Genomic DNA, 15,687 nt, shown 5'->3' on the forward strand with positions numbered 1-15,687 from the left:
TCAGGCGGCGGGCGGCGCGAACGCGGCGGCGAGCGGCGCCGTCGGGCCGGGGCCGTCCGCGGGTGCCGTGCCGAGCGCGGCGCCGAGCGCGGCGACCTGGAGCACCATCCACGGGCTGAAGGCCCACGGCGTGGCGGCGACCGCGCGGGCGACGTCCGCGGGCTCGGCCCACGCGAGCTCCATGACCTCGTCGGGGTTCGGCTCGACGCCGCTCACCGCGCGCGCCGCGTACACGGGACAGATCTCGTTCTCGACGACGCCCGACGCGTCGACGGCGCGGTAGCGGAACCCGGGCACGGCCACCTCGAGGTCGACGATCTCGAGCCCGAGCTCGTGGCTCGCGTGGCGGACGATCGACTCCTCGGTCGTCTCGGTCCAGCGCGGGTGCCCGCAGAACGAGTTCGTCCAGACGCCGGGCCACGTCCGCTTGGCGAGCGCGCGGCGCGTGAGGAGGAGGCGGCCGGCGTCGTCGAGCACGTAGCAGGAGAACGCGAGGTGGAGCGGCGTCTCGGTCGTGTGGACCGCGGCGCGCTCGAACGTGCCGGTCCGACGACCCTGGTCGTCGACCGTGACGACGTGGTCGGCGGTGACGGGGACGTGGGAGGTCATGCCGTCACTCTCGCACACGGCCACGCGCCCGAGGCAACCCTCTCGCGCGCGGTGCGGGCACCCGCGTGAGCGGTGTCACGGCGTCCGGACCCGCCACCACCTTGCCGGGAGCCCCGTGGGGTGAATTAAGGTGAGCATTACCTCATCGCCACACGAGCGACCGTCCCCGAGCAGATCCGAGCAGGCATGACCACGTCCGCGAGCGCCGCCGCGCCGGCCGACGCCCCACCGGGCGGGCCCGGGTCGGCACCGGACCGCGACGACCGTCCCACGGGGCTCGCGCGGACCAACGCCGGCCGCGGGCTCGGCCTCCTCGTCGCCGTCGCCGTCCTCGTCGCCGCGGTCGCGCTGAGCCTCGTCGTCGGGTCGAAGCCCGTGCCGCTCGGGACGGTCTGGGACGCGCTGACGGGCTACGACGGCTCGGGCGACCACGTGATCGTCCACGACCTGCGCCTGCCGCGCACCGTCGTCGGGCTGCTCGTCGGGACGGCGCTGGGCGTCTCGGGCGCCCTCATCCAGGCGATGACGCGCAACCCGCTCGCCGACCCCGGCATCCTCGGCGTCAACGCGGGTGCCGGCTTCGCCGTCGTGCTCGCGGTCGCGTTCCTCGGCCTGACCGACATCCAGTCGTTCATCTGGTTCGCGTTCGCCGGGGCGATCGTCGCGACCGTCGCCGTGTACGCCATCGGGTCGCAGGGGCGCGGGGGCGCGACGCCCGTGCGCCTGACGCTCGCAGGCGTCGCGCTGGGCGCGGTGCTCAGCGGCATCTCGCAGGGCATCACGCTGCTCGACCCCACCGCGTTCGACCGCATGCGGTTCTGGGTGGCGGGCTCGCTCGCGGGCCGCACGATGGAGATGGCCGCCACGGTCGCGCCGTTCGTCCTCGTCGGCCTCCTCATCGCGCTCGTCGTGGCGCGCCCGCTCAACACGATCGCGCTCGGCGACGACCTCGCGAGCTCGCTCGGGGCGCACGTCGGGCGCACGCGCGTGCTCGTCGGCATCGCGGTGACGCTCCTGTGCGGCGCGGCGACGGCCGCCGCGGGCCCGATCGGGTTCGTCGGGCTCATGGTGCCGCACGTCGCGCGGTGGACGGTCGGCCCGGACCAGCGCTGGATCCTGCCCTGCTCGGCGGTGCTCGCGCCCGTCCTGCTGCTCGTGTCGGACGTCGTCGGGCGCGTCGTCGTCATGCCCGGGGAGCTGCCGGTGGGGATCGTCACCGCCTTCGTCGGGGCGCCGGTGCTCATCGCGCTCGTCCGCCGGAAGAAGGCGAGCGGCCTGTGAGCGCGCCGGTCCGCGACGCGCCCGTGCGCCCCGAGAGCGGTCGCCCGCACGACGGCGGTCCGCGCCGCGTCGACTTCGGCCGCCCCACGCGCGTCCTGCGTGGGTTCGGCGGCCGCGTCAGCGTCCGGCTCGACCTGCGCACGATCGGCGTGTGCCTCGTCCTGCTGCTCGTCGCGCTCGCGATCGGGGTCGTCGCGCTGACGACCGGCGACTACCCGCTCACCGTCTCCCAGGTCCTGCAGGCGCTCCTCGGCGGCACCGACGGGCCGGTGCACATGGTCGTCGTCGAGTGGCGGCTGCCGCGCGCCCTCATGGCGCTCGTGCTCGGCGCCGCGCTCGGTGCGAGCGGCGCGATCTTCCAGTCGCTCACGCGCAACCCGCTCGGCAGCCCCGACATCATCGGCTTCAGCACGGGCGCCTACACCGGTGCGCTCGTCGTGATCATGGTGCTCGGCGGCGGGTACATGGGCGTCGCGGCGGGGGCGCTGGTCGGCGGGATCGTCACGGCCGCCGTCGTCTACGTGCTGTCGTACCGGCGGGGCGTGCAGGGGTTCCGGCTCATCATCGTCGGCATCGCGGTGTCCGCGATGCTCGCGTCCGTCAACCAGTGGCTCATCATCAAGGCCGACCTCGAGACGGCGATGGCCGCGGCCGTGTGGGGCGCGGGGTCGCTCAACGGCATCACGTGGGCGCAGGCGGCGCCGGCGTGCGCACTCGCCGCGCTCATCGCCCTGCCGCTCGTGTGGCTCGCGCCCCGCATGGGGATGCTCGAGCTCGGGGACGACGCCGCGACCGCCCTCGGCCTGCGCAGCGAGCCGGTGCGCCTCGCGCTCGTCATCGTCGGCGTCGCGCTGACCGCCCTCGTCACCGCAGCCGCGGGGCCGATCGCGTTCGTCGCCCTCGCCGCCCCGCAGCTCGTGCGCCGCCTCACCGGCAGCGCCGGGGTGCGCATCCTCCCCGCCGCGTGCATGGGCGCCGTGCTCCTCGCCGCGAGCGACCTCGTCGCGCAGCGCGCGTTCGCCCCGACACAGCTCCCCGTCGGCGTCGTCACCGTGAGCGTCGGCGGCGCCTACCTCGTGTGGCTCCTCGTGCGGGAGGCGCGCAAGTGACCTCGAACCCCCGAACCGGAAGGACGCCGGTGACTCTCACCACGACCGACGCGGTGCCGAGCGACGCGACGAGCGACGCGCCCGCCGTCGGGCACACGACCGTGACCTCGACGGGCGCCGGCGCCGCAGGCGGGGTCGCGCCGGCCGACCGGCTGCACGCCGACGCGATCACGATCGGCTACGACGACCGCGTCATCTCCTCCGACCTCGACGTGACGATCCCCGACGGCTCGTTCACGGTGATCGTCGGGCCGAACGCGTGCGGCAAGTCGACGCTCCTGCGCGCGCTCTCGCGCCTGCTCAAGCCGTCCCGCGGCCAGGTCGTGCTCGACGGCCGGTCGATCTCGACGATCCCCGCGAAGGAGGTCGCGCGCCGCCTCGGCCTTCTGCCGCAGACGTCGATCGCGCCCGAGGGCATCACGGTCGCCGACCTCGTCGCGCGCGGGCGCTACCCCCACCAGAAGCTCCTGCGGCAGTGGTCTCGCGAGGACGAGGCCGCCGTCGTCGGGGCGCTCGAGGCCACGGGCATCGCCGAGCTCTCCGGGCGTCTGGTGGACGAGCTCTCGGGCGGGCAGCGGCAGCGCGTGTGGGTCGCGATGGTCCTCGCGCAGGAGACGCCGATCCTCCTGCTCGACGAGCCGACGACGTTCCTCGACATCGCCCACCAGATCGAGCTGCTCGAGCTGTGCGCCGACCTCAACCGCGACCGCGGCCACACGCTCGTCGCCGTGCTGCACGACCTCAACCACGCGTGCCGCTACGCCACGCACCTCATCGCCATGAAGGACGGCGCGATCGTCGCCGAGGGCGCCCCGGCCGACGTCGTGACGGCCGAGCTCGTCGAGGACGTGTTCGGCCTGCCGTGCCGCATCATCGCCGACCCCGTCACGGGCACCCCGCTCGTCGTCCCCGAGGGCCGCCCCCACCGCGCCTGACGGCCCACCCGCCCCTCCGCCCCCGCCTCCCGCGCCTCCCGGGCCCCTGGGGCGCGCGCCTACGCGCCGCGGACGCGCGCCTACGCGCGCGACCTGCGCGGAGGGACGTACCCCCGCGCAGGGCACAAGGGTCCGCGCGACGGCGGCCGTCACCCGAGGTAGCCGTCCCACCAGTCGAGGACGACGGTCGCGTGGTACGTCAGCCAGCGCGACGGCTCGCCGGCTGGCGCGTCGACCTCGAACCACACCCGGCCCGGGTGCCGCCGGCCCTGGAGCCACCTGCCGTCCGGTTGCCGCGCCGCGCGGAGGCGCTCGACGGCGTCGGCCGCACGGGGGTCCGGGGGAGTCCCGTCGAGCATGGACGCCCGGCGGAGGTACACCAACACGTTGAGCACGCTGTAGTACCAGCGGAACGGGTACGCGAGGCGGAACGCCCAGTCCCCGATCGGCTCACCCGTGCTGAGACGTCGGTGCAGCCGACGTCGCAGCAGGTACTCCTCGCCGGCGTGACGTGCCGCGCGCAGCGCGTCGCTCGGTCCCACGATCGCCTGGTACGCGAGCAGGCCCTTGAGCGCGTTGAGCGTCGAGTGGTACGACGAGACCGCGGCGCCCTCGACCCACCAGCAGTTCCAGCCGCCGTCGGGCAGCCGACCCGCGAGGATCTTCCCGAGGAGCCCCGTGACGTCGACGCCCAACCAGGCACCGTTGGCGAGCGTGTACCCGTTGATGCACCAGTCGACCTCGCCACCCCAGTAGGGCAGGTCGTCGTACTCCCAGCGGCAGCTCTCCGCGAGCAGCTCGGGCGTGCGGCGCGCGCGCAGCACGGCGGGGTCGAGCCCCCACTCCCGCAGCGCGTTCAGGGACCAGGTGGTCGCCGTCCACGGCTGGCCCTCCTCGGGCGCGCCCCCGGCGTCGAGCGGCGCGTCGGCGGCGTCGGCCGGGAAGTAGGCTCCGCCGGCCCACCGGCCGTCGGGGTCCTGGAGCGCGAGCATGCGTGCGCCGAACCCCTCGGTCGCCACGCGCGCCCGGGTGGCCTCCCACACCGCGGGCGGCACGTGCACGACGTCGCGCTCCACCTGCCAGCGCAGCGCCGGGTCGGAGTCCAGGAGCCAGTCGACGATCGTCTGCTCGACCACATGCGCACGCTACGCCGACGCCGCGGACCACGCGCATCGTTGTGCCCGACGCAGGGGCACGTCCCTGCGCGCGGGGCGCGCGCGTAGGCGCGCGGCCGCCGCGCGTAGGCGCGGTCAGGCGAAACCGAAGACCGGCGGGAACACGAGGGCGACGAGCGCGGCCCACGCCGCGTAGACCGGGAGATACCGGGTCTGCCAGCGCACGAGGTCGGCGTACGGCCGTCGGCTCCGCAGGAACCCCGCGGCGAGCCAGGCGGACCACGCGAGGTGCACGAGCAGCAGCAGGTTGAGCCCGAGCGCCGCGGCCTTGTTGGGGCTGACGCCGAACTCGGCGATCCGCGTGAGCATCGCCGTGAGGGCGAACGCGTCGACCGCGAGCGCCACGACGACGAGCACGACCTGCAGGCCGTCGAAGAACGACCGCGGGGCGAGCGGGTCGCGGGCCGAGACCGAGTAGAGGAGCAGGCACAGGACGAGGACGAGGATCGCGTCCATGAGGATGAGCAGTTCGCGGTCCACCGCGGCGAGGTTCCCGGCGGTCGCGAGCACGACGAACACGGCGACGAGCATGACGAGCGTCAGCGGCGTGAACACGCGCGTGAGGACGGGCGCGATGTTCTCGACGACGTTCTGCTTGGCCTCGACCAACCACGCCGCGACGACGAGCGCGCCCGGGACGCAGAACGGGATGATCCAGTCCTCGAGGTAGGGCTCGAGGTCCACGTCGGCGAGGGTGAAGACGCCGCCCGTGAGCCCGAGCAGGACCCCGCCGCCGATCGCGAGGAGCGTGAAGTAGACCGCGAGCTCGCCGGTGAACCGGGCGAAGTCCATGCGGCGGCCGTCGGAGCGCCAGCGTCCGCCGACGTACGCGAGCCCGACGACGGCCCACAGCGTGCCCGGCGCACTCAGCGCGGCGAGGACGAGGGTCGAACCGGCGGGTTCGAACGGGTAGACGTTCAGCACGATGCCCAGGACCACGAACGGGACGACGAGCGCCCCGACGACGCGCGCCGTGACCTGCCGCTTCCACGCGAGGTAGGCGGTGAGGAACGGCAGGACGAGCAGCCCGACGTTGAGGTACAGCGTCTCCTCGTCCACGGACTCGGCCGCGATCTTCACCGCGACGCCCGCGCCGACCGCGAGCGCCAGCACGACGGCGAGCTCGCGCCACGAGCGCTTGCGGCCGGCCTCCTCCTCGCGGACGAGCACGAGCTGCTTCCACAGCCGGTCGGAGTGCTCGCGCGCGAACTCGCGCGAGACGTCGTCGAGGCTGCCCATGCGCTTGACCGCGACGAGGAACGCCTCCTCGTCGTCGAGCCCGGTCGCGCGCAGGTCCTCGACCCGCTCGCGGAGGTGGTCCTCCATCTCGTCGACGTCGGCCTCCGCGATGGCCTCGCGACGCCTGACGTACCCGCGCCACTGGTCGATCTGGGCCTCGAGCTCGGCGTGCGGGCCGGGGGCCGCACCCGCGGCCCCGGGCGCCGTCGTGCCGGGGGCCATCAGGCCCACCCCTCCGCGACGCGCGGCGGGCTCTGGAGCCCGTCCTGCGCCGTCCGCCAGACCTGGTGGAGCGCGTGCGCGACGACGTCCCACTGCGCCTGGCGCTCGACGAGCGCCTCGCGTCCGGTCGCCGTGATCGCGTAGTGCTTGCGGCGCCGCCCGACGTCGGAGACACCCCACGTCGCCTCGACGTGCCCGAGTCGCTCGAGGCGGTGCAGCAGCGGGTAGAGCATGCCGTCGGTCCACTGCATCCTGCCGCCGGAGAGCTCGTCGACCCGCTTGAGGATCGCGTAGCCGTACGACTCGCCCTCCGCGAGGATGCCCAGGACGAGCGGGGTGGCCGACGCGGCCACGAGGTCCTTGTCGATACGCATGGCACTCCTATGCCTAGTGGTGCTAGGGATAGTTACCCTAGCACTCCTAGGTATGGGTCGGACGTTCGATCAGCCGAGGACGGCGTCGCTGAGCGTCGACACGAGCCAGCGGTCGTACCGGTCCGACGTCCACCCGCGCACGTGCGTGAGCCCGTGCCACAGCTCGACGGCGGTCAGCGCCCACATCCGGTCGCGTGCGTCCTCGACGCTCAGCCCGGTCCGGAGCGCGCCGAGCTGGGCGAGGCGCCGGGCTCCGCGCTCGGCACCCCACAGCCGCTCGCCGCCGAGGGCCTCGAGGGCGTCGGCGACGTGCGGGTCGGCTGCCGCCGCGGCGACGACGGGCAGCAGCGGCCCGAGCCGCTCGGCCAGCTCGCGGCTGAGCAGCGCGTACGCGGTGATGATGCGCACGGGGTCGGTCTCGGCGTCGAGAGCCTGGATCTCCTGGCGCTCCTCGGGCGCGACCTGGTCCTCCTCGCCGACGAGGCGCGCGGTGTAGACCGCACGCAGCAACCCGGCCTTGGAGCCGAAGACGTTGTAGACCGTCTGGGTCGAGACCCCCGCCGCCCGGGCGACGGCCGCGATGCTCGTCGCCGCATACCCCCGCTCGACGAAGAGACCGTGAGCCGCGGCGAGCACTCGCCGCCGGGTGAGGAGCGCGCGCTCGTCCCGGACCGGGCTGCGGTACTCGCGGGCGCCCGTGGTTTCGTCCGAGATTTTCACTTGACTCCCATTCAATTGGGTATAGCGTAACTCTACCGATGTGTTCATCGTAGCGTCGACCGACGCTCTCGCCACGCGCACGCCCACCCGGGGAGCCGACATGCCGCGCACCTATCTCTTCGCCCTGACCGACGGCGGCGGGACGGTGCCGCCCGAGGTGGGGGCCGTGCGCCGGCTCGTGGAGCGCGGGCACCGCGTCCGGGTGCTCGCGGAGGACTCGATGGCGCCCGAGGTGCGCGCGACGGGCGCGACGCTCGTCCCGTGGCGCACCGCGCCCAACCGCCCGGACCGCGACCCCGCGCACGACCCGCTCCGGGACTGGGAGGCGCGCAGCCTCCTCGCGCAGGCGCGGGACATGGGTGACCTCATGATCGCGGGACCGGCTCCCGCGTTCGCGCACGACGTCCTCGCCGCCGTGGACGACGAACGGCCCGACCTCGTCGTCACGTCGGTCTTCGCGTTCGGCGCCATGATCGCCGCACAGTCGCGCGGCATCCCGTTCGACGTGCTGATCCCCAACGTGTACGCGCTCCCCGAGCCGGGCCGCACCCCCTTCGGCGCGGGCCTGAAGCCCGCGCGCGGCCCCCTCGGACGGCTCCGCGACCGGGCGATGACGGCCGCGTCCACGCGCGGGTTCGACCGGTACACGCGCGACCGTCTGAACGCGCTGCGGGCGGACCTCGGGCTCGCCCCGCTCGCTCGCTCCTGGGAGCAGATGAGCGCCGCGCGCCGCCAGCTCGTCATGACCAGCCCCGCGTTCGACCTGCCCGGCCCGCTCCCGGCCAACGCGCGCTACGTCGGGCCCGTGCTCGACGACCCGTCCTGGGCCGACGACGTCCCGTGGTCCGCGCCCGCGGGCGACGACCCGCTCGTCCTCGTCGCGCTCTCGTCGACGTTCCAGGACCACGCGGCGCTGCTGCGCCGCATCGTCGACGCGCTCTCGACGCTGCCCGTGCGGGGGATCGTGACGACCGGTCAGGGTCTCACTCCCGGTGAGGTGCCGGGGACGGCGAACGTCGACGTCGTCGCGTCGGCGCCGCACCACGCCGTCATGCGCGAGGCCGCGCTCGTCGTCACGCACGGCGGGCACGGCACCCTGCTCAAGGCGTTCGTCGCGGGCTGCCCCGTCGTCGTCCTGCCGCACGGGCGCGACCAGGCCGACAACGCCGTGCGTGTCACGCTGCGCGGCGCGGGCGTCACCCTCTCGCGGAAGGCGTCGTCCGACCGGATCGCGGCGGCCGTCCGACAGGTCCTCGGCGACCCGTCGTACGACCGCGCGGCCGCGCGGCTCGGCGCCGCGATCCGACGCGACGCCGAGCACAGCACGCTCGTGGACGAGCTGGAGGACCTTCCGCCCGTCCACACCACGTAGCGGGCGGTCCCGCTACGCGACGGCCGTCGCCTCGAGCTCGACCGCCTGACCCGGGATCGCCAGGCGGGTCACGCCGAGCATCGTCGTGGTCGGTGCGACCTGCGCCGCACCCAGGCGCGCGGCGAGGACGCCGTAGTGCGCGAAGAGCGCGTCGACGTCCGTGGTGTAGACGTTCAGGCGGACGACGTCCGCGAGGGACATGCCGGCCTCGCCGAGGACGGCCTCCAGGTTGTCGAGGCTCAGCGCGAGCTGCGCCCCGATGTCCCCCTCGTGCTCGGGCCGCCCCTCCTTGCTCATGGCCGTCTGCCCGGAGCAGTACAGGGTCCGGGTGTGCCCCCGGACGAGCTCTCCCTGGTTGAAGCCCAGCTCCTGGGACCAGGTCACCGGGTTGATCGCCGTTCGTTCCACTGCCACATCGGCTCCGTCCGCTCGAGCACGAGCGCCCGTCGGCCCGGTGGCCCACGTCCTGACGCCCGTCACCGCCGAGCCTGGTCGGCAATGACGACACCTTGTGTCATGTATCCGGATAGGTTCGTACCGTGCGTGCCGACCGTCTCGTCTCGCTGGTGCTGCTGCTGCGCCAGCGCGGCCGGCTGTCCGCCGCCACGATCGCGCGCGAGCTGGAGGTCTCCACCCGCACGGTCCTCCGCGACGTCGAGGCCCTTTCGGCGGCCGGCGTCCCGGTCTACGCGGAGCGCGGACGGCACGGCGGCTTCGCGCTGCTGCCCGGCTTCCGGACCGAGCTCACCGGGCTCACCCACGACGAGGCGCTCGCCGTGCTGACCGCCTCGACCGGGCGCGGTGAGCAGGTGCTCGGCCTCGGCCCGGCGCTCGCGTCGGCCGTGCGCAAGGTCGTCGACGCCCTCCCGGACGGCCACCGCGCGACAGCGGGCGACGCGGCCCGGCGCATACTCGTCGACCCGGAGGCCGACCTGCTCGCGCGGCGCCAGGCCCGGGAGGAGATCCCGGAGACGATCCTGCGCGACGTCCGACGTGCCGTGCTCGACGGCCGCCGTCTGCGGATCCGCTACGCGGCGGCGAACCGGGACCCGGCGTGGAGAACCGTGGACCCGGTCGGCCTGGTCACCGTGCGCGGCACGGGCTACCTGCTCGCCACGGTGTCCGGCGCCGACCGGACCTACCGGCTGTCCCGGATCCTGGCCGCCGAGGCGCTCGCCGAGCCCGCGGACCGCCCGGCCGGCGTCGACCTCGAGCAGGTGTGGCGGGAGCGCAGCGCCCGGTTCCGGGCCGGGGGCGACCAGGTCACCGTGCAGGTGCGCCTCGATCCGGCGCGGCGCGAGGAGCTCGTCGGCACCGCGCTCGCCGTGCTCACCGAGACGGCCGACGACGACGGCCGGCTCCGCCTGGAGGTCACGTTCCAGGACCTGCGGCACGCGGTGTGGGCGCTGTGGCAGCTCGGCCCCGACGCCGAAGCCCTCGCCCCGGAGTCCCTGCGCACCGCCCTGCAGGACCGTGCCGTCACGATGGCGGCCCGCTACGCGCGTCCGCCGGAGGTGTCCGACGCGGGGCAGACCGTCGTGTGAGGACGGCGCGCCCGGTACCGGCTCACTTCGGGCGGACGGGGCGACCGCGACGCAGCCGCGTCAGCCGACGTCGGGGCGCGTCGCAGCCGCCGCCTCCCCGGCGACGGTGAGCGGGTCGGTGAGCGGCCGACCGAGCAGCCGGGCGAGGTCGGGGCTGGTGGCGCCGAGAAACCCGTGGCGAACGCTGGTCGCCATCGAGGCGAGCATCGGCGGCTGGAACGGGAGCAGCGAGTCGTCGGCGAGGAGCCGGGCGCGGTACTCGCCGAGCCCGATCGTCCTGTGCTCGACCTCCAGGTGATCGGCGACGTCGGCAGCGGTGATCGGTTCGCCGACCAGGTCGTAGGTCTTGCCGACGTGCGCCGTCGGATCGCTGGCGACGACGGCTGCCGCTGCCGCCAGGTCCTCCCGCGCCACGGCGGCGAGCGCCCCGTCCCCGAACGCCGACTCCACCCCCTCGTCCGTCCAGGTCAGGAGCGCTCCGAAGAGCTCGGCGTAGATCCCGTTGCGCAGCACCGTCCACCCGAGCCCGCTGGCCTTGATCAGCCGCTCGGTGGCCCGGTGGGCGAGCGCGAAGCCGAGGTGATCACCGTCACCGACGAGACTGGTGTAGACGACGTGGCGTACGCCGTCGCGCACCGCAGCGTCCAGTACCGCCTGGTGCCGGGCGATGACGTGGTCGTCCTCCGCGTATCCGGCCGAGACGAGGACCAGCGTCGAGACGCCGGTGAGATCGAGGCTCGTCGCGTCGTCGAAGTCAAGCCGCCGCTGTCCGTCCGCGGGCGATCGCGTTCCGCCCAGGGCGGGCACGTGGCGCTCCGCCAGCTCCTGGAGCGTGAGTGCGCCGAGCTGTCCGTTCGCGCCGGTCACCATAATCATCGTCCTGACTCCCTACCGTGGTTCCGTTCAGTAACTAGGGTGAGATCTTCAACCGGCCCAGAACGGCGCACAAGGAGGCAGTTTCGTGTCAGTCACGCACACCGAGGTAACCGCTGTACCCGCCGAACTCGAGCCCTGCGGACAGCCGGAGCACACCGACTGCGGGATACGCGACGTCCTCGACCGGGTCAGTGACAAGTGGTCGGTCCTGGTCATCGTCGAGCTCGCCAACGGTCCGCGGCGCTTCCGCGAGCTCCAGCGCGCCATCGACGGGATCTCCCAGCGCATGCTCACTCTCACGGTGCGCCGCCTGGAACGAGACGGTCTGGTCCTTCGCACCGTGTACCCGACCGTGCCCGCCCAGGTCGACTACCGGCTCACCGGGACGGGCGCGAGCCTGACCCACCTCGTCAAGGCACTCACGGACTGGTCGCTCGAGCACCGGGACCGCATCGCCCACGCCCGTAGGGCCTACGACAGCGAGCACCCGGACAACGAGATCCGCTGACCGTCGAACGTCACCAGCCTGCTGGTACACGCTCCCCAGGGACGGCGTCGTCACTGCATAAGGACCGCAAACGCAAGAGTCCCGGCCAGGATCACCTGACCGGGACTCTCGGGGAGGGCTTGTCGAAACCCTCGTCACGTCACGTGGGGGGTTCCGGAAACTCCCTGACCAGCACGTCCGGGGGCCTGGCACCGGTGCCAGGCACACCCAGATCGGCATCTAGGCACACCTTCAGCCGCCGTCATGAGTCCTTACCTACTGCGTCGGCCGGTTGGTCGAGGGCGCGGCGCTATCCTGGGAGATGACCGTTATGGAGGTGGGTCAGGTGGCCAAGAAGATCAGTGCGAGCGACGCCGCACGGGCAGCCGTGCGCTCGACGAGAGCGTCGGCGAAGCTCGAAGGTCGCGTCGTCAAGTCCACGACGCGCTCCGCGGTCACGGGCCGCTACGTCGCCGCGCGCCCCGCGCGGACGAAGTGACCGGGCTCGACCCGGACTACGGCAGCACCCCGCTCGACTTCGAGGAGCTGGACGCCCTCCTGCCGGACGTCGCCGAGGCAATCGGCGACCCGCTGACGAAGGCCTCGGTCTACGAGCTGGAGCAGGCGTACGAGGACGCGGTGCGCGAAGCATTAGTGGTGCGCGCCGCGGCGGGCGAGCTTCCTCTAGCCGACCTGCTGACCGACTGGACGCTCCGGGACCTGCACGCTCGCCTCTACGAGAACGTCTGGACCTGGGCGGGCCTGTACCGTCAGCGCGAACTCAGCATCGGCATCGACCCCGTGATGATCGCCGTCGAGCTTCGTTCCACGCTCGAGAACCTGCTGTACCGCTGGGAGCACACCTCAGACTGGACCGCCAAGCAGCTGGCGATGGCAACGCACGCTGAGGCCGTGCGGATCCACCCTTTCGTCGACGGCAACGGCAGGTCCACCCGCCTACTGGCCGACCTCGTCCTGCTCGCGGCGACGCCCGATGACGAGCCAGCGGTCGTGCTCGACTGGGACCTGGACAAGACGCTCTACATCCCGGCACTGCGCCGATTCGACCAGGCTCACGACCCCAGTGAGCTCGCAGACCTGGTTGACCTGGTCGCGGTCGAGAAGGACTGAACTCCACCGAATGCCGGATGTGCGCGACGTCGCGCATGAGTCGGAGCGAATCTGGAAGCCGGCGCACATCAGAGCCACCATCGGCCGCGGAGCGGGACATCTTGTACGAAGAATCCTGGCCATGCCCGCTCCAGTCTCGGCCGGCCAAGCCCGAGCGCGCGCGATCTTCGACGCGCGCGAGCCCTACCGGTTCATCCCACACGCCCGCCATGCTGTCCGGACAACCACCCCGCAGGCGTCTGGGCACACACCTGCCCACCACGACGTGCCGAGCCCCCACCCCCCCTGCCGACTGCGGAATCACCGTCACCGTCCCGGACACCACCCACGAACGCGACCGCCAGACCTTGCCCTGGCAGTCGACAGCCTGGGCCATCTCCTACAGCAGGCGCACCTACGCCGAGACCTTCAACGCCCACATCCGCTTCACCGACGCCAACCTCAACCGCGGCTTCATCCAGATCCTCGACCGCCACGCCACCGCGCTGCTCCTCGCGATCTACCTCGCCGCCCACAACACCATCGAGCTCCACCGCTGGCACACCCGCCACGACGAACCCGACCCCTGGGCAACACAGCTGAACGAACCCGCGGACAGCCGACCCCTCGGCAGAAGCACCCGGTCACTATGGCGACACCGCCGCGGACCACCAGGCGAAGGGGATCGCCCCGCTTCGCACTGAACCCATGACAGCTTCGCGCACACGCGGCAGCGACACCAGGCACGAACCACAGCCCGCGCGACGCTCCGACGTGCCCTCCGACACCTCCGCACACCGCCCAACCCGCCCTGAGCACCCCCGGGACCCTGACCTGCCACGCCCAAAGCCGCCGAACGTCGTCGTCCCCCGCTCCGCACCGGTCCCGGGACGCAGAAAGTCCCGGCCAGGATCACCTGACCGGGACTTTCCGAAGGTCTTCCGACTCAGAAGTCGAAACCCTCGTCACGTGCGCGAGGGGGGACTTGAACCCCCACGCCCTTTCGGACACTGGCACCTGAAGCCAGCGCGTCTGCCATTCCGCCACTCGCGCGTGCCGCAGAAGACTAGCACGGGGCAACGCTGGCCCCGGAATCGCGCGGACCCTTGTGCCCGGCGCGGAGGGACGTCCCCCCGCGCCGGACGCACGCGTAGGCGTGGGGCGCCGGCGCGTAGGCGCGCGACACAGGGGTGCCGTCACCGGGCGGGTGCCCGACGTTCACAGGCTCCGCCACGAACGCACCACATCCGTCCGGAGATCGGGCGACGAATCGGGCCGATCGCGCAGACGTGGTCGATACGATCTAGGTACTCTGCCTGGACGCAGGTCCGACGGGCCCTGTAGCGCGGGCAGGTCGTGCTGGTGCGTCGCGCAGGTACGTCGTGCAGGAGCGAGGAACGGGAGGAGGTGGCATGGGAGTCCTGGATCGCTTCGAGAAGGGTGTCGAGCGCGTCGTGAACAACGCGTTCGCGAAGGTCGGTCGCAGCGAGGTCAAGCCCGTGGAGCTCGCGAGCGCGCTCCGGCGTGAGGTGGACGACCGCGCCGCCGTCGTCGACCGCGAGCGCACCGTCGTGCCCAACGAGTTCACCATCGAGCTGTCGGTGGACGACTTCGGCCAGGTCGAGGGGTGGGGCGCGGAGACGCTCGCCGACGAGCTGGCGTCGAACGTCACGCAGTACGCGGCGTCGCAGCACTACGCCTTCGTCGGGCCGGTGAGCGTGAGCTTCGAGCAGAACGACGCGCTCGACGTCGGCCGTTTCCAGCTCCGCTCGGCGAGCGTGCGTGGCAACGTGGCCCCGGCGACGTCGTCCTCCCCGAGCACCCGCCACCCGCTCGTCGACATCGACGGCCAGCGCTACCTGCTGACCGGCCCGGTCACGGTCATCGGCCGCGGCTCGGAGGCCGACATCGTCGTCGACGACCCCGGGGTCTCACGTCGCCACCTCGAGATCCGCGTGACGCCGGAGGGCGTCATCGCGACGGACCTCGGCTCGACCAACGGTCTGTTCGTCGAGGGCCACCAGGTCCCGGCCGCTACGCTCCTGGACGGCAACTCCCTGACGATCGGACGGACCCGCATCATGTTCTGGACCGGCGCGTCAGACAACGAGGAGTGGTGATCCGGCCCGCATGACCGACCTCACGTTCACCCTGCTGCGGCTGGGCTACCTGGTGCTGCTCTGGGTGTTCGTGCTCTCCGCGATCGGGGTGCTGCGGCGCGACCTGTACGGCACGAAGATCACGCCGCGGCGAGGCCGCAAGGGCGCACCCGCGGACCGCCCGACGTCGGGCCCCACGCCGACGGCGGCCGCCGAGCCCGCGCGCCAGTCCGCACCCGCGGGGCCCTCGCGTCTCGTCGTGACCGCGGGCCCGCTGACGGGCACGACGATCCCGCTCACGACGTCGTCGATCCTCATCGGGCGCGCACCGAGCTGCACGCTCGTCCTCGACGACGACTACTCCTCGTCGCGCCACGCGCGCATCTTCCCGCAGCACGGTGGCTGGTTCGTCGAGGACCTCGGCTCCACCAACGGCACCTACGTCGAGGACCAGCGCATCGGTCAGGTGACGCCCATGGGTCCGGGGACGCGGGTGCGGATCGGTCAGTCCGTCGTCGAGCTGCAGAGGTAGCCC

Annotated in this window: 18 protein-coding genes and 1 tRNA gene; 11 read left to right on the forward strand and 8 right to left on the reverse strand. The window is 73.0% G+C overall.

Annotated elements, in window-relative coordinates; all coding sequences use genetic code 11:
- The gene (gene idi / locus AC4H2H_RS11685) at window positions 1-609 is read right to left on the reverse strand and encodes an isopentenyl-diphosphate Delta-isomerase (RefSeq protein ID WP_494370978.1); all 609 of its coding nucleotides are present in this window, start codon (window positions 607-609) and stop codon (window positions 1-3) included.
- 186 nt (window positions 610-795) lie between these two features.
- Here idi and AC4H2H_RS11690 point away from each other — a divergent pair, with 186 nt between their 5' ends.
- The 3 genes from AC4H2H_RS11690 to AC4H2H_RS11700 all read left to right on the forward strand — a co-directional run bounded on the left by AC4H2H_RS11690 (window position 796) and on the right by AC4H2H_RS11700 (window position 3,934).
- A complete protein-coding gene (locus tag AC4H2H_RS11690; protein ID WP_494370979.1) occupies window positions 796-1,890 on the forward strand; it encodes a Fe(3+)-siderophore ABC transporter permease in 1,095 nt (364 codons plus the stop codon).
- A 23-nt stretch (window positions 1,891-1,913) separates the two neighbouring features.
- Window positions 1,914-2,999: a FecCD family ABC transporter permease gene (locus tag AC4H2H_RS11695; protein ID WP_494371024.1), complete on the forward strand. Its 1,086-nt coding sequence runs from the start codon at window positions 1,914-1,916 to the stop codon at window positions 2,997-2,999.
- 101 nt (window positions 3,000-3,100) lie between these two features.
- On the forward strand, window positions 3,101-3,934 hold the full coding sequence (locus AC4H2H_RS11700) for an ABC transporter ATP-binding protein (protein WP_494371025.1): 834 nt from the start codon (window positions 3,101-3,103) through the stop codon (window positions 3,932-3,934).
- A gap of 149 nt (window positions 3,935-4,083) precedes the next feature.
- Here AC4H2H_RS11700 and AC4H2H_RS11705 read toward each other — a convergent pair whose 3' ends face one another.
- From AC4H2H_RS11705 to AC4H2H_RS11720, 4 genes are all read right to left on the reverse strand, one after another.
- Window positions 4,084-5,070 carry a squalene cyclase gene (locus tag AC4H2H_RS11705; RefSeq protein WP_494370980.1) on the reverse strand — a complete coding sequence of 329 codons (987 nt, stop codon included), beginning with the start codon at window positions 5,068-5,070 and terminating at the stop codon, window positions 4,084-4,086.
- 114 nt (window positions 5,071-5,184) lie between these two features.
- Window positions 5,185-6,570: a permease prefix domain 1-containing protein gene (locus AC4H2H_RS11710; RefSeq protein WP_494370981.1), complete on the reverse strand. Its 1,386-nt coding sequence runs from the start codon at window positions 6,568-6,570 to the stop codon at window positions 5,185-5,187.
- Window positions 6,570-6,944: a PadR family transcriptional regulator gene (locus AC4H2H_RS11715; RefSeq protein WP_494370982.1), complete on the reverse strand. Its 375-nt coding sequence runs from the start codon at window positions 6,942-6,944 to the stop codon at window positions 6,570-6,572. Before AC4H2H_RS11715 ends, AC4H2H_RS11710 begins: the two co-directional genes overlap by 1 nt.
- Window positions 6,945-7,013: 69 nt before the next feature.
- Window positions 7,014-7,664, reverse strand: coding sequence for a TetR/AcrR family transcriptional regulator (locus AC4H2H_RS11720; protein WP_494370983.1), 651 nt, complete (start codon window positions 7,662-7,664; stop codon window positions 7,014-7,016).
- Window positions 7,665-7,764: 100 nt separating this feature from the next.
- Here AC4H2H_RS11720 and AC4H2H_RS11725 point away from each other — a divergent pair, with 100 nt between their 5' ends.
- A complete protein-coding gene (locus tag AC4H2H_RS11725; RefSeq protein ID WP_494370984.1) occupies window positions 7,765-9,036 on the forward strand; it encodes a glycosyltransferase in 1,272 nt (423 codons plus the stop codon).
- A gap of 12 nt (window positions 9,037-9,048) precedes the next feature.
- On the opposite strand, the gene AC4H2H_RS11730 is transcribed toward AC4H2H_RS11725, so the two are convergent.
- A complete protein-coding gene (locus AC4H2H_RS11730) occupies window positions 9,049-9,444 on the reverse strand; it encodes a RidA family protein (RefSeq protein WP_494371026.1) in 396 nt (131 codons plus the stop codon).
- A 131-nt stretch (window positions 9,445-9,575) separates the two neighbouring features.
- Between AC4H2H_RS11730 and AC4H2H_RS11735 the strand changes: the two genes are divergently transcribed.
- Window positions 9,576-10,580, forward strand: coding sequence for a helix-turn-helix transcriptional regulator (locus AC4H2H_RS11735; protein WP_494370985.1), 1,005 nt, complete (start codon window positions 9,576-9,578; stop codon window positions 10,578-10,580).
- A gap of 60 nt (window positions 10,581-10,640) precedes the next feature.
- Here AC4H2H_RS11735 and AC4H2H_RS11740 read toward each other — a convergent pair whose 3' ends face one another.
- Window positions 10,641-11,456 carry an NAD(P)H-binding protein gene (locus tag AC4H2H_RS11740; RefSeq protein WP_494370986.1) on the reverse strand — a complete coding sequence of 272 codons (816 nt, stop codon included), beginning with the start codon at window positions 11,454-11,456 and terminating at the stop codon, window positions 10,641-10,643.
- Between the two features lie 85 nt (window positions 11,457-11,541).
- Between AC4H2H_RS11740 and AC4H2H_RS11745 the strand changes: the two genes are divergently transcribed.
- The 4 genes from AC4H2H_RS11745 to AC4H2H_RS11760 all read left to right on the forward strand — a co-directional run bounded on the left by AC4H2H_RS11745 (window position 11,542) and on the right by AC4H2H_RS11760 (window position 13,757).
- Complete coding sequence (locus AC4H2H_RS11745) at window positions 11,542-11,964, forward strand: winged helix-turn-helix transcriptional regulator (RefSeq protein WP_494370987.1); 423 nt, start codon at window positions 11,542-11,544, stop codon at window positions 11,962-11,964.
- 301 nt (window positions 11,965-12,265) lie between these two features.
- Window positions 12,266-12,442 carry a hypothetical protein gene (locus tag AC4H2H_RS11750; RefSeq protein WP_494367638.1) on the forward strand — a complete coding sequence of 59 codons (177 nt, stop codon included), beginning with the start codon at window positions 12,266-12,268 and terminating at the stop codon, window positions 12,440-12,442.
- Window positions 12,439-13,074: a Fic family protein gene (locus tag AC4H2H_RS11755; RefSeq protein ID WP_494370988.1), complete on the forward strand. Its 636-nt coding sequence runs from the start codon at window positions 12,439-12,441 to the stop codon at window positions 13,072-13,074. The genes AC4H2H_RS11750 and AC4H2H_RS11755 overlap by 4 nt, the downstream gene beginning before the upstream one ends.
- Window positions 13,075-13,283: 209 nt before the next feature.
- Window positions 13,284-13,757, forward strand: a complete 474-nt coding sequence (locus AC4H2H_RS11760; RefSeq protein WP_494370989.1) for a hypothetical protein — start codon at window positions 13,284-13,286, stop codon at window positions 13,755-13,757.
- A gap of 266 nt (window positions 13,758-14,023) precedes the next feature.
- Here AC4H2H_RS11760 and AC4H2H_RS11765 read toward each other — a convergent pair.
- A tRNA-Leu gene (locus AC4H2H_RS11765) sits at window positions 14,024-14,106 on the reverse strand.
- 359 nt (window positions 14,107-14,465) lie between these two features.
- Here AC4H2H_RS11765 and AC4H2H_RS11770 point away from each other — a divergent pair.
- A complete protein-coding gene (locus tag AC4H2H_RS11770; RefSeq protein WP_494370990.1) occupies window positions 14,466-15,173 on the forward strand; it encodes an FHA domain-containing protein in 708 nt (235 codons plus the stop codon).
- A 10-nt stretch (window positions 15,174-15,183) separates the two neighbouring features.
- Complete coding sequence (locus AC4H2H_RS11775) at window positions 15,184-15,684, forward strand: FHA domain-containing protein FhaB/FipA (RefSeq protein ID WP_494370991.1); 501 nt, start codon at window positions 15,184-15,186, stop codon at window positions 15,682-15,684.
- Window positions 15,685-15,687: the final 3 nt, after the last annotated feature.

It is taken from the genome of Cellulosimicrobium sp. BMG9.22, from assembly GCF_059159975.1.